The organism is Pseudomonas sp. GW821-FHT09C10 (assembly GCF_059418085.1).
This window is the reverse complement of the sequence record NZ_JBWKPE010000003.1, coordinates 265,141-277,678: the sequence shown is the minus strand read 5'-3', so window position 1 is coordinate 277,678 and position 12,538 is coordinate 265,141. Positions and strand designations below refer to the sequence as shown.

At 62.1% G+C, this 12,538-nt stretch carries 13 protein-coding genes; 4 read left to right on the top strand and 9 right to left on the bottom strand.

Features of this window, described 5'->3' with window-relative positions; all coding sequences use genetic code 11:
- Positions 1 to 4: 4 nt before the first annotated feature.
- A complete protein-coding gene (gene arcA, locus AC07OT_RS08315; protein ID WP_027605560.1) occupies positions 5 to 1,261 on the bottom strand; it encodes an arginine deiminase in 1,257 nt (418 codons plus the stop codon).
- A 24-nt stretch (positions 1,262 to 1,285) separates the two neighbouring features.
- The gene (arcD, locus tag AC07OT_RS08310; RefSeq protein WP_065939154.1) at positions 1,286 to 2,713 is read right to left on the bottom strand and encodes an arginine-ornithine antiporter; all 1,428 of its coding nucleotides are present in this window, start codon (positions 2,711 to 2,713) and stop codon (positions 1,286 to 1,288) included.
- Between the two features lie 442 nt (positions 2,714 to 3,155).
- Between arcD (AC07OT_RS08310) and arcD (AC07OT_RS08305) the strand changes: the two genes are divergently transcribed.
- A complete protein-coding gene (arcD, locus tag AC07OT_RS08305) occupies positions 3,156 to 4,583 on the top strand; it encodes an arginine-ornithine antiporter (protein ID WP_065939153.1) in 1,428 nt (475 codons plus the stop codon).
- Positions 4,584 to 4,613: 30 nt separating this feature from the next.
- Here the strand turns inward: arcD (AC07OT_RS08305) and AC07OT_RS08300 are convergent, their stop codons facing one another.
- From AC07OT_RS08300 to AC07OT_RS08270, 7 genes are all read right to left on the bottom strand, one after another.
- Positions 4,614 to 5,963, bottom strand: a complete 1,350-nt coding sequence (locus AC07OT_RS08300) for a CoA transferase (RefSeq protein WP_495107872.1) — start codon at positions 5,961 to 5,963, stop codon at positions 4,614 to 4,616.
- Positions 5,964 to 6,003: 40 nt separating this feature from the next.
- On the bottom strand, positions 6,004 to 7,347 hold the full coding sequence (locus tag AC07OT_RS08295; protein WP_092488927.1) for a sensor histidine kinase: 1,344 nt from the start codon (positions 7,345 to 7,347) through the stop codon (positions 6,004 to 6,006).
- A gap of 68 nt (positions 7,348 to 7,415) precedes the next feature.
- Positions 7,416 to 7,880 (bottom strand): LTXXQ domain protein, encoded by a 465-nt coding sequence (locus tag AC07OT_RS08290; RefSeq protein WP_027605565.1) that lies wholly within the window; start codon positions 7,878 to 7,880, stop codon positions 7,416 to 7,418.
- 142 nt (positions 7,881 to 8,022) lie between these two features.
- Entirely contained in the window at positions 8,023 to 8,700 is a 678-nt protein-coding gene (locus tag AC07OT_RS08285) for a response regulator transcription factor (protein WP_027605566.1), read from the bottom strand.
- 7 nt (positions 8,701 to 8,707) lie between these two features.
- A complete protein-coding gene (locus AC07OT_RS08280; protein WP_027605567.1) occupies positions 8,708 to 9,115 on the bottom strand; it encodes an SH3 domain-containing protein in 408 nt (135 codons plus the stop codon).
- 106 nt (positions 9,116 to 9,221) lie between these two features.
- The gene (locus tag AC07OT_RS08275) at positions 9,222 to 9,521 is read right to left on the bottom strand and encodes a YciI family protein (protein WP_027605568.1); all 300 of its coding nucleotides are present in this window, start codon (positions 9,519 to 9,521) and stop codon (positions 9,222 to 9,224) included.
- A 1-nt stretch (position 9,522) separates the two neighbouring features.
- The gene (locus tag AC07OT_RS08270) at positions 9,523 to 10,119 is read right to left on the bottom strand and encodes a septation protein A (protein WP_027605569.1); all 597 of its coding nucleotides are present in this window, start codon (positions 10,117 to 10,119) and stop codon (positions 9,523 to 9,525) included.
- Between the two features lie 87 nt (positions 10,120 to 10,206).
- Here AC07OT_RS08270 and AC07OT_RS08265 point away from each other — a divergent pair, with 87 nt between their 5' ends.
- Genes AC07OT_RS08265 through AC07OT_RS08255 form a run of 3 tightly spaced genes read left to right on the top strand, consistent with a single transcriptional unit; the run spans position 10,207 to position 12,532 of the window.
- Positions 10,207 to 11,070, top strand: coding sequence for a PHP domain-containing protein (locus AC07OT_RS08265; RefSeq protein ID WP_141155885.1), 864 nt, complete (start codon positions 10,207 to 10,209; stop codon positions 11,068 to 11,070).
- A 13-nt stretch (positions 11,071 to 11,083) separates the two neighbouring features.
- Positions 11,084 to 11,713, top strand: coding sequence for an L-threonylcarbamoyladenylate synthase (locus AC07OT_RS08260; RefSeq protein WP_027605571.1), 630 nt, complete (start codon positions 11,084 to 11,086; stop codon positions 11,711 to 11,713).
- Positions 11,714 to 12,532, top strand: coding sequence for a segregation and condensation protein A (locus AC07OT_RS08255; RefSeq protein ID WP_065925916.1), 819 nt, complete (start codon positions 11,714 to 11,716; stop codon positions 12,530 to 12,532).
- The last annotated feature ends 6 nt before the right edge of the window (positions 12,533 to 12,538 follow it).

Here is a 12,538-nt window from a genome sequence, read left to right as displayed (position 1 = left end):
CTCCTTAATAGTCGATAGGGTCGCGGATGATCGGGCAGGTCATGCAGTGGCCGCCGCCACGGCCACGGCCGAGTTCACCGGCGCTGATGGTGATGACTTCCACGCCGGCCTTGCGCAGCAGGGTGTTGGTGTAGGTGTTGCGGTCGTAGCCGATCACTACGCCAGGCTCCACGGCCACCACGTTGTTGCCGTCGTCCCACTGCTCGCGTTCGGCGGCGAAGCTGTTGCCGCCGGTCTCGACCACGCGCAGGGCCTTGAGGTTGAGCGCTGCGGCCACGGTCTCGAGGAAGTTGGTTTTCTCCCGCTGGATGTCGATGCCGTGGGGTTTGCTTTCGTCAGGGCGCAGGGTGAAGGGCACGATCTGGTTGACCACTTCGGGGAAGATGGTCACCAGGTCGCGGTCGCAGAAGCTGAACACGGTGTCCAGGTGCATCGCCGCGCGGGATTTCGGCAGGCCGGCAACGATCACCCGTTCCACCGCTTTGTTCTTGAACAGGTTGCGCGCCAGTTGGCCGATGGCCTGGTGGGACGAACGCTCGCCCATGCCGATCAACACCACGCCATTGCCAATCGGCATGACGTCACCGCCTTCGAGCGTGGCGGCACCGTGTTCCTGGTCGGGGTCGCCGTACCAGATCTGGAAGTCCGCGTTGGTGAACTCGGGGTGGAATTTGTAGATGGCGCTGGCCAGCAGGGTTTCCTGGCGTCGCGCCGGCCAGTACATCGGGTTGAGCGTCACGCCGCCGTAGATCCAGCAGGTGGTGTCGCGGGTGAACTGGGTGTTGGGCAGCGGCGGCAGGATAAAACTGGCGTGGCCGAGGAAGTCGCGGAACATCTCGATGGTCTTGCCACCGAAGCTGCTCGGCAGGTCATCGGCCGACACGCCACCGATCAGGAACTCGGCGATCTTGCGCGGCTCCAGGCTGCGCAGCCAGGAACTGACTTCCTCGACCAGGCCGAGGCCCACGGTGTTGGAGGTGATCTTGCGTTCCAGGATCCAGTCCAGGGCTTCGGGGTTGGCAACGATATCGGTCAGCAGGTTGTGCATTTCCAGCACATCGATGTCCCGTTCGCGCATCTTGGTCACGAAGTCGAAATGGTCGCGCTTGGCCTGGGCTACCCAGAGCACGTCATCGAACAGCAGTTCATCGCAGTTGTTAGGGGTCAGCCGCTGGTGGGCCAAGCCTGGGGAGCACACCATGACTTTGCGCAGTTTGCCGGCTTCGGAATGTACGCCGTACTTCACTTTTTCCGTGGTCATTACAGATCCTCCAAGGAACAACAATTACAGAGTCAGGAAGCCGTCGTAGAGGCCATAGGCAGCCACCAGGGCGCCAATGACGACTGCGGCGAAAATCAACTTCTCGACGTTGGTGAAAATCGGTTTGCCCAGTTCATGCTTGGCCTTGGCGAACAGGATCGCGCCGGGGGCATAGAGCAGGGCGGACAACAGCAAGTATTTGACGCCGCCGGCGTAGAGCAGCCAGACCGCGTAGATCAGTGCGATCGCGCCGATAAACAGGTCTTTCCTGCGCTCCTTGAGGGCGTTTTCGTAGGTTTCGCCGCGTACCGCCAGCAGTAGCGCGTAGGCCGCCGACCACAGGTACGGCACCAGGATCATCGAGGTGGCGAGGTAGATCAGCGACAGGTAGGTACTGGCGGAAAACAGCGTGATCACCAGGAATATCTGGACCATGGCGTTGGTCAGCCACAGGGCGTTGGCCGGCACATGGTTGGCGTTTTCCTTGCGCAGGAACTCCGGCATGGTGTGGTCCTTGGCGGCGGCGAACATGATCTCCGCACACAGCAGCACCCACGACAGCAGCGCACCCAGCAACGAGATGATCAAGCCGACGCTGATCAGCACCGCACCCCAGTGGCCCACCACATGCTCCAGCACGGCGGCCATCGACGGGTTCTGCAGCTTGGCCAGCTCCGGTTGGGTCATGATGCCCAGGGACAGCACGTTCACCAGCATCAGGAACAGCAGCACGGTGATAAAGCCGATCACGGTGGCCTTGCCGACGTCGGAGCGTTTTTCTGCACGGGAGGAGAAGATGCTTGCGCCTTCGATACCGATGAACACCCACACGGTGACCAGCATCATGTTGCGCACCTGGTTCATCACGCTGCCCAGGTCCGGGTTTTTCACGCCCCAGATGTCAGCGGTGAAGATGTCCAGCTTGAAGGCGAACACGGCGATCAACACGAACAGCACCAGCGGCACCACCTTAGCGACCGTGGTCACCAGGTTGATGAACGCCGCCTCCTTGATCCCGCGCAGCACCAGAAAGTGCACGGCCCACAGCAAGACCGACGCGCCAATCACTGCCGCAGGTGTATTGCCTTCGCCGAAGATCGGGAAGAAGTAACCGAGGGTGCTGAACAGGAGGACGAAGTAACCGACGTTGCCCAACCAGGCGCTGATCCAGTAACCCCAGGCCGACGAAAAGCCCATGTAGTCACCGAAGCCGGCCTTGGCGTAGGCGTAGACGCCGCCGTCCAGGTCAGGTTTGCGGTTGGCCAGGGTCTGGAAGACAAACGCCAGGGTCAGCATGCCCACGGCGGTAATTACCCAGCCGATCAATACCGCGCCAACATCGGCACTGGCGGCCATGTTTTGCGGCAGAGAGAAGATCCCGCCGCCAATCATTGAGCCGACGACAAGTGCAACCAGTGCACCCAATCGAAGTTTTCCGGGAGATTCAGACATCGCATAACTCCAATGCAGGAGAAGAGAGACCACAGAATAATTCCGTGCGCTAATCAAACAGCTGACTCAGATCACTTCATTGGCACATTCCATTGTGAATTAATGACTTAGACTGGGAAATCGTGGGCAATAGTTTTCCGCGCAAAGGCGCTTTCCAGAGCGATCTCTGCGGTTTGGTCAATCATTTAGTGCTGCGTATGGACGTTTGAAACTAGCCCGTTTTCCCGAATGTGCAAACTTTTCGCAACGGCGACAATAAATAGCTTGGAAGCGACAAAGTATTCGGCGTATTTAAAATCTAAATAAGCCTAAACTATAAAAACTGTCATGCCGTTGAGTTATGAGCGTGGCGGTTTTATCGCTGTCTTTAATAAACGCTACACTCGCTGAGTTAATTAGTTGAGTGCACGGTTGTCAGCTCAAATCTTATTCAGGAGTCTGCATGTCTCAACCGACCCAGAAACTTCGGCTTGGCGCCCTGATTGCCCTGGTGGTGGGCTCGATGATCGGCGGGGGGATTTTCTCGTTGCCGCAGAACATGGCCGCGCGCGCGGAGGTGGGCGCGGTGTTGATCGGTTGGGCGATCACCGCCGTGGGCATGCTGACCCTGGCGTTTGTCTTCCAGACCCTGGCCAATCGCAAGCCGGAACTGGATTCCGGGGTGTACGCCTACGCCAAGGCGGGTTTCGGCGACTACATGGGGTTCTCATCGGCCTGGGGTTACTGGATCAGCGCGTGGATGGGCAATGTCGGTTATTTCGTGTTGCTGTTCAGCACCCTCGGCTATTTTTTCCCGGTGTTCGGCCAAGGCAACACGCCGGTGGCCATCGGCTGCGCATCGTTGCTGCTGTGGGCCGTGCATTTCCTGGTGATGCGCGGGATCAAGGAAGCCGCGTTCATCAACCAGATCACCACCGTGGCCAAGCTGGTGCCGCTGCTGATGTTCGTGGTGATCGCCGCCGTGGCGTTCAAGGCCGATATCTTCACGGCTGACATCTGGGGCCTGGAAAAGCCGCAATTCGGCAGTGTGGTGGACCAGGTGCGCAATATGATGCTGGTCACGGTATTTGTGTTTATCGGCATCGAAGGCGCCAGTGTGTATTCGGCGCGGGCCGAGAAGCGCGCGGATGTGGGGCGGGCCACGGTGATCGGCTTTCTCGGCGTGCTGGCGCTGTTGGTGCTGGTGAATGTGTTGTCCCTGGGCATCATGAGCCAGGCGGAGCTGGCCGGCCTGCAAAACCCGTCCCTGGCCGGTGTGCTCGAGCATATCGTCGGTCCCTGGGGCGCGTTGCTGATCAGTATCGGCCTGGCCGTGTCGCTGCTGGGTGCCTTGTTGTCCTGGGCGCTGCTGTGTGCAGAGATCCTCTATGCCACCGCCCATGACAAGACCATGCCGGCCTTCCTGAAAAAGGAAAATGCCAACCAGGTGCCGGTCAACGCCTTGTGGCTGACCAATGTGATGATCCAGGTCTTCCTGGTGATCACGCTGTTTTCCCACAGCACCTACACCACCCTGATCTACCTGGCGTCGTCGATGATCCTCGTGCCTTACCTGTGGTCGGCGGCTTACGCGGTGTTGCTGAGCGGGCGTGGTGAAACCTATGAAGGTGCCCACCGCCATCGCATCAAGGACCTGCTGGTGGGGTTGATCGCCCTGGGTTACGCCGTATGGTTGCTCTACGCCGGGGGCCTTAAATACCTGCTGCTGTCGGCGCTGTTGTATGCGCCGGGCGTGATCCTGTTCGCCCTGGCCAAGCGCGAACAGGGCCAGCCGTTGTTTACCCACGTTGAGAAAGGCATTTTCAGTTGCGTGATCGCCGGCGCGGGGCTGGCGGCATATGGGTTGTACAGCGGGGTGTTGTCGTTGTGATGGGACTTGCTCCCGCTAGCGGCCGTCAAGTCACCATTGAGGCCGGTGGGAGCCCAATTCTCCCGCCGGCAAATCCCATTGCAATGGCGTACCGCTGATAGTCAGCTGGGGCAGCAGCCGATGGGCCTGGCCCCAGGCGGTCTGTTCGACGACCAGGCCTTGATCCCCTGGTTCTTCCTCGCGCAACGCCGGTTGGTCGGGCACTTGGCCTGCTTGCACCAGTAACGTTGCGGTGCGTGCCAACGACAACCGCGCCGAACCACCGCGCCCCGACTGCAACCGTTCGCCCAGCGCCTGAATCGCACTGGCCGCCATCAGATACCCGGTCGCGTGATCCAGCGCCTGCAACGGCAGCGGCAGCGGTTTATCCGCGTGTTTCCAGAGCATGCCGGCCTCGGCGATCCCGCTGCTCATCTGCACCAGGCTGTCGAAGCCCCGGCGATTACGCCACGGGCCGCTCCAGCCGTAGGCGTTGAGGCTGACGTCGATCAGGCCGGGGGCGAGGTGTTGCAATTCGGGAGCGGTGTAGCCCAGATGCTCCAGGGCGTCAGCGCGGTAACCGTGGAACAGGATGTCGGCGTCCCTGAGCAAACGCTCGAAAACCCGCCGGCCTTCGGGCGTTTTCAGGTCCAGGCGCGCGCAGCGTTTGCCCAGGGTCATTTCCGGGACCACGCCGGGTTCGTTCCAGGTGGGTGAGTCGATGCGCAGGACATCCGCGCCGAGGCCGGCAAGGAAACGACTGGCCACCGGGCCGGCCAAGACGCGGGTCAGATCCAGCACCTTGAGGCCGGCCAGCGGGCGTGCCAGCGAACCGTGCCAGGGTTTGTCGGTCGTGGTTTCGAAGGCCTGGCGTTGGACCAGCGCCTCGGCGTTCACCGCCAACCCCTGCGGGTGCTGCTGCCAGGCTTGCCAGGCACGCATCTGCGCGGCGCAGCCACCTTGGTCGACAATCGCCTGTTCCAGTTCTGCCGCGTTCCACGCCGCGACCTTGCCGGCCATCCCGGCGCGGTCGGCGACCTTGCCCAGCACCCGTTCGGCGGCGGCACGGTGATGAGGCGCGTTGGTATGCAGGCGAATCCAGCCATCGGTGCTGGCGTAATCGCCGGCCACCGGATCCCACAACGGTGGCACTTGCCAGCCCAGCGGGCGGATCGAGGAAGAGAACCAGAAAGAGGCGAGACGCCGGTCCACACTCACGTCGGGCAGGCGCCCGGTCCGTTGCCGGATCAACTGGGCGACGGCCTGCCCGGCGGCGCCGATGCTGGCACTGGCCAGTTCGGTGACGGCGAAGGTCGAGGGCAGGGCGCCAGCCTCGGTGAAGGTCAGCGGGGTGTGGGGTAGATCGAGTGCGGCTTGGATGGGAGTCAGCAGGTCAGTCATCAAAGGCCCTCCGTAAGAGAAGGGCCACTATAGAAGATCATCACACCGGCGTGACAACTCCCGGTTCCAACGGCAGGTCGATGCTGGCGATAAAACCACCGGTTGGGTGATTGGCCAGGATCAGGCTGCCACCGTGGCGTTCGGCCGCGCGTCGCGCGATCGCCAGGCCCAGGCCGTGGCCTTGGGCGGTCTGGCCGGGAGCGCGGTAGAACGGTTCACCGAGTTGGCTCAGGTGTTCGGCGTCCACACCGGGGCCATGGTCGCGCACGCTGATCAGGATACGTTCGCCCTGGCGCTGTGCGTGCAATTCAATGGGTTGTCCCGGCGGGTTGAAGCGCTGGGCATTGCGCAGCAGGTTATCCACAGCCCGTTCGATCATGGTCGGCCAGCCCTTCAGTTGCAGGTCGGCATCGGTGCTCAGTTGCACCACCTGGTCCGGCGCGCTGAGTTGGGCATCCTTTTGCAGGGTTTTGAGCAGGGGGATGAGGTCGACGTCTTCGGCGCTGGCATTGTCGGCATCGACGCGGGCCAGCACCAGGATCTCGCTGATCAGCGCTTCCAGGCGGTCGCATTCGCGGGTCAGGCGTGGCCAGAGTTTTTCCCGTTCTTCGGGGCTGGCGCGTTCGGCCAGGGCCAGGGCGATGCGCAGGCGCGCGAGGGGCGAGCGCAGTTCATGGGACACGTCGCGCAGCAGTTGGCGTTGGCTGCCGATCAGGCTTTGCAGGCGTGCGCCCATGCGGTTGAAGTCGGTGGCGAGTACACCGAACTCATCGCGGCGGTTGGCCAGTTGCGCCAGGCTGTTCTGCTGGTAGGTGGCCTGGCCGAGGTCATGCACCGCGCCGCGCAGGCGGCTCAGTGGGCGGGTGATGGACAAGGTGACGAACAGGCTGAACAAGGTCAGCACCACCAGGGCAATCGTCAGTGCGCTCAAGGGCCATGTCAGGCTGCTGCGGTGCCACTCGTCCAGCTCCGGGTGCGGGATGCGGTAGATCAACAGGTAGGTGTCGCCGGTCTTCTCGCTGGTGTACTCGGCGGTCAGGCGTCGCCAGGGCAGATGACCTTCCTTGCTGTCGTTCTGTCGGGCTTCAAAGGCGGCGGCGCGGCGCGGGAAGGTGCCGCGCACCACCGGCTCGCCACTTTCGTTGAGCACTTGCACGTCGATGTGGTACTGGCGCTTGCGCTGTTGCAGCAGGTCCTGGGCGGCATCCTCGCCCTGGGCTTCGTAGAGTTGGGTCCACTCTTGCGCGAGGTTATTGAGGCCGGGGTGGCGGCTGAGAATCCAGGCATCCTGGTTAAGCATGTGCCCAAGCAGGATCGACAACCCGGCAACCAGGGCGATGGCCAGCCAGAAACTGGCCAGGATGCGCCAGAACAATGAACGCACAGGAAACCCTCAAACAGGAAAAGCCCAGTGGCGGTGGCCACTGGGCTGGGAGTGTTAACGCGGGTGCATTATTGCGCTTTTTGCGGCTGTTGCGCTTTCCAGGCCTGGAATTCCTTCCATTCGGCACGGCGCTGTTCTTGCTTCTTGACGATCTCGTCGAACTTCTTCTGCTGGTCAGGCTTGAGCACGGCACGGATATCGGCCTGGGTCTTCTGCTTGCCGGCGGCGATTTCATCCTGCATGGCTTTCTGGTCGGCGGCCGGGAGTTTGTCCAGGTACTTTTTGACCAGGTCTTTGCGAGCGTGCCATTGGTCACCCATCAGCTTGCCGATCTGCTCGCGCTGTTCGCGGCTCAGGTCCAGTTGGCTGAAGGGGCCGCCTTTGCCACGCGGACCGTGTTCACCGCCGTGGCCCGGGCCACCCATCATGTGCCCTTCAGGGCCGCCCATCGGGCCTGGGCCTTCTGGCAGTGCGGCCATGGCAACGGTCGGCAGGGCGGCGGCGAACATCAAAGCGATAAGGGTCTTGCGCATGGTGATTCTCCTGTCTCTATTCCGGTGAGTCCGGATGTGAGTAGGTTACGGAGATCAAGGTCAGCGGCGGTCAGGTGTGGGTAAAGCTTGAGTAAAGAGGGTTTTGTTGTGAACTGACAAAACCCTGCAGGCGCGAGAGGGGCTAGAGGCTGTAGTAGTAGCCCCGGCTGCGCAATGCCACGATCCGTGGCCGGCCATCCGGGTGCGGGCCGATCTTCTTGCGCAGGTTGCTGACGTGCATGTCCAGGCTGCGATCGTAAAGGGTCAGCTTGCGGCCCAGGGCGATCTGCGCCAGTTCCTGCTTGTCCAGTGGCTCGCCGGGCTGGCGCAATAATGCTTCCAGCAGGCGGCTTTCGGAGACGGTGAGGGTGAACTCCTGTTCATCGATGCTGACCACGCCGCGCACCGGGCTGAAGCACAGGTCGCCCAGTTCCAGTTGGCTGGACACGGCTGCCGGGTGGCTGCGGCGCAATACTGCGCGCAGCCGCGCGGTGAGTTCGCGTGGGTCGCAGGGCTTGGCCAGGTAGTCGTCGGCGCCCAATTCCAGGCCGAGGATGCGGTCCAGGGGTTCGCCCCGCGCCGAAAGCATCAGCACCGGCAGCTCCGGATGGTCGTTGCGCAATTGCTTGAGCAGCTCCAGGCCGCTGCCGTCGGGCAGCATCACGTCGAGCACCACCGCCGCCGGGGCGCTGTCGGCCAAGGCTTTGCGCGCGCTCAAGCCATCGTGGCAGGCGCGCACCTGGAAACCTTCCTGGCTCAGCCAACTGCTCAGCAGCTCGCAGAGTTCCTGGTCATCATCTATCAGTAACAGCTCGCTCATGACTCACTCAATTTAGCCATTGTCGACGGCGACGGTGCCCACCGCTGGCGAAGATCCCGCACAGCAGGGCGATCAGTGCGACGGCCCCACCGGTGACGAACCATTGCTGCTGCTCGGTCAGCCAGCGGGTCAAGGCGCCGCCCTGTGCATCTTTGAGTTGCTGGGCCAGGCGTTGGTTCTCCTGGCGAAGGCGACTCAATTGAGCGCTTTCGCGGGTGGCATCCGCGCTTTGCAGTTGCTTGCTCAGTTCTTCACGCTGCCGTTCGCTTTCTTTCAAACGTTGCTGCAACTCGGTGATCTGGGCGCCGGCGCTCAAGGACAGGGGCGTGGAACTGCCGGTGCTCGAGGTTTCTTCAGCGTGGGCCGTAGCCCCGATCATTAACACTGCCAACAGACACAACTGACGTAAGCGCATCGGAACTCCTGATTCCACACGAATATTCAGAACGTTGTCGGCAGGTTGCCGAGAATAATGAGCAATTAGGCGTGCGCCGCCCTCAATAGGTTCGGCGCCACCAGGATCAGGGCAGGACCTGCTTGAAGGGTTTGATCACTACGTCGGCGTAGACACCTGCGGCGACATAGGGATCGGCCTTGGCCCAGGCCTGGGCATCGGCCAGCGAGGCGAACTCGGCGACGATCAGGCTACCGGTAAAACCGGCGTCGCCCGGGTCATTGCTGTCCACGGCCGGGTGCGGGCCGGCCAGCACGATGCGGCCTTCGGCTTGAAGGACTTTCAGGCGCTCGACGTGGGCCGGGCGCACGGACAGGCGTTTTTCCAGCGAGTTGGCGACGTCGGTGGCAATGATGGCGTAGAGCATGTCAGTCCTCGGTTTTCGGCGTAGTAGGCTCGGTGTCATGCAGGTGGCGCGACAGGTAGATGCCCTGGGCGACCAGGAACAGCACGGTCATGCCCAGGCTGCCGAACACTTTGAAGTCGACCCAGTAGTCCTGGAAGGTAAACGCCACGAACAGGTTGGCGGCGCCGCAGAAGATGAAAAACGCGATCCAGGCCAGGTTCAAGCGTGTCCACACCGGTTCCGGCAGGGTCAGCGCGTGGCCCATGATCCGCTTGATCAGCAGGCGATCACCGATGAAGTGGCTGCCGATGAACGCCAGGGCGAACAGCCAGTTCACCACCGGCGCTTTCCATTTCAGGAAGGTTTCGCTGTGGAAGGCCAGGGTCAGGCTGCCGAAGACCAGGCAGGCGACCAGGGTCAGCCACTGGCTTTTTTCCAGTTTGCGCTGGGAAATGAAGATGGCGCCGTAGACCACCACAGAGCTGATGATGAGCACGGCGGTGGCACTGTAGATGCCGCCGACAGTCAGCTCATGGCCGGCCAGGTCGATGACCCTGGGGTCGAGTTTGTAAACGATGAAAAACAGCAACAGCGGGATGAAGTCGATGAATTGTTTCACAGTAAGAGCCAGAAGCTGGATGTGGCGGCATAATAACAAACATCCTTGGTTGCGATAGCGCCAGCTGACTTGAGGTTACACCCCCCCGTGAATGTTGATTTGCACTGCCACAGCACGGCCTCCGACGGCGCCCTGGCGCCCGCGGTACTGGTTGCGCGTGCGTTTGAAAAAGGCGTGCGAGTCCTCTCGTTGACCGACCACGACACCCTCGAAGGCCTCGACGAAGCCCGTACAACGGCCCATGCCCTGGGCATGCAGCTGGTCAACGGGGTGGAATTGTCCTGCACCTGGGGCGGCGCCACCATTCATGTGCTCGGCTACGGCTTCGATCAAAAAGCGCCGCCGCTGGTGGAGGCTATCGCGCAATTGCACGATGGCCGCTGGCTGCGGTCCGAAGAAATAAGCCGAAAACTCAGCCTCAAAGGCATGCCCAACGCCCTCGACGGCGCCCGCGCCATCCAGCAGGAACTGGGTGACAGCGGCAACGCGCCGGCCCGTCCGCACTTTGCCGACTGGATGGTGCGTGAGGGTTTTGTCAAAGACCGTGCCGAAGCCTTTCGCAAGTGGCTGGGCGCCGGCAAATTGGGCGATGTGAAGCAACATTGGCCGACCCTCGAAGATACCGTCGAGACCCTGCGGGCCTCCGGGGCCTGGGTCAGCCTGGCCCATCCCTGGCATTACGATTTCACCCGCAGCAAGCGTCGCAAGCTGATTGGCGACTATATTGGAGCGGGTGGTCACGCGATTGAAGTGGTCAACGGCTTTCAACCCGCCGAACAGGTGGGCAGCCTGGCGATCCTTGCTCGCGAATTTGGTCTGCTGGTCAGCGCCGGCAGTGACTTTCATGGCCCTGGCGGCTGGTCCGAGATCGGCGAGTACCGCGCGGTCCCGGAAGATTTGCCGCTGTTGTGGGGGAGATTCAAGCATGACCCCATTATTGCCACCGTCTGAACAGGTAGAACCCGTGAGTCAATTCTTCCAGATTCATCCGGAAAACCCCCAGGCGCGCCTGATCAAGCAGGCCGTAGAGATCATTCGCGCCGGCGGTGTGGTGATCTATCCAACCGATTCGTCCTACGCCATCGGTTGCCAGATCGGTGACAAGGGCGCAGTCGAGCGTGTCAGACGCCTGCGCCAGTTGGATGACAAGCACAACTTTGCGCTGATCTGCAGCGACTTGTCCCAGCTGGGCCTGTTCGCCAAGGTCGACACCGGCACCTTCCGCCTGCTCAAGGCCCACACGCCAGGGCCCTACACTTTTATCCTCAACGCCACCCGCGAAGTGCCGCGCCTGCTGCTGCACCCGAAAAAACGCACCATCGGCCTGCGGGTGCCGGAGCATCCGATCGCCCTGGCGTTGCTGGCCGAGTTGGGTGAGCCGTTGATGAGTGTGTCGTTGATCATGCCCGGCGACACCGAGCCCCTGGAAGACCCATACGAAATGCGCCAATTGCTGGAAAAACAGGTCGACCTGATCATCGACGGCGGTTTCGGCGGCAACAAGGCCTCCACCGTGATCAACCTGGCCGACGGCGAACCTGAAGTGATCCGTGTCGGTTGCGGCGATCCTGCGCCCTTTATGGCCGAGGCCTGAATGTCAGCCGTGGAAACCGTCGACAGCCAGGCGGGCGCCCAGCAGGAGCTGCCGTTTGCCATGGTCTACGGCCAGGCGGTGCTGGAAATGCCGCTGGACCTGTACATTCCGCCGGACGCCCTGGAGGTCTTCCTTGAGGCTTTCGAGGGCCCGCTGGACTTGCTGCTGTACCTGATCCGCAAACAGAACATCAACATCCTCGACATCCCGGTGGCGGAAATCACCCGCCAGTACATGGGCTATGTCGAGTTGATGCAGTCGGTACGCCTGGAACTGGCTGCCGAGTACCTGGTGATGGCCGCCATGCTCGCCGAGATCAAGTCGCGCATGCTGTTGCCGCGGGCGGAGACGGTCGAGGCCGAAGAGGATGACCCGCGCGCCGAACTGATCCGCCGCCTGCAGGAATACGAGCGCTTCAAGGCCGCCGCCGAAGGTATCGACGGCCTGAGCCGCGTCGGCCGCGACGTGGTGGTACCCAAGCTCGACGCCCCCGAAGCCCGCGCGCGCAAGCTGCTGCCGGACGTGAGCCTGGAAGAGTTGCTGATGTCCATGGCCGAGGTGTTGCGCCGGGGCGATATGTTCGAACACCACCAGGTCAGCCGCGAGGCCCTGTCCACCCGCGAGCGCATGAGCGATGTGCTCGAACGCCTCAAGGGCGGCGGGTTTGTGCCGTTTGTGGAGCTGTTCACGGCAGAGGAAGGGCGCCTGGGGGTGGTGGTGACCTTTATGGCGGTCCTCGAGCTGGTCAAGGAGTCCTTGGTCGAGCTGGTCCAGAATGAGCCTTTTGCGGCTATCCACGTGCGGGCGCGAGCCGAATAAAGAGCT

Coding starts and splice junctions, on each gene's coding strand:
- AC07OT_RS08275 (WP_027605568.1), bottom strand. CDS start 9,521: ATGCTCTACGCCATCATTGCCACCGACGTCGCCAACTCGCTGGAAAAA.
- AC07OT_RS08255 (WP_065925916.1), top strand. CDS start 11,714: ATGTCAGCCGTGGAAACCGTCGACAGCCAGGCGGGCGCCCAGCAGGAG.
- AC07OT_RS08290 (WP_027605565.1), bottom strand. CDS start 7,880: ATGCGCAAGACCCTTATCGCTTTGATGTTCGCCGCCGCCCTGCCGACC.
- arcD (WP_065939154.1), bottom strand. CDS start 2,713: ATGTCTGAATCTCCCGGAAAACTTCGATTGGGTGCACTGGTTGCACTT.
- AC07OT_RS08280 (WP_027605567.1), bottom strand. CDS start 9,115: ATGCGCTTACGTCAGTTGTGTCTGTTGGCAGTGTTAATGATCGGGGCT.
- AC07OT_RS08300 (WP_495107872.1), bottom strand. CDS start 5,963: ATGACTGACCTGCTGACTCCCATCCAAGCCGCACTCGATCTACCCCAC.
- arcA (WP_027605560.1), bottom strand. CDS start 1,261: ATGACCACGGAAAAAGTGAAGTACGGCGTACATTCCGAAGCCGGCAAA.
- arcD (WP_065939153.1), top strand. CDS start 3,156: ATGTCTCAACCGACCCAGAAACTTCGGCTTGGCGCCCTGATTGCCCTG.
- AC07OT_RS08285 (WP_027605566.1), bottom strand. CDS start 8,700: ATGAGCGAGCTGTTACTGATAGATGATGACCAGGAACTCTGCGAGCTG.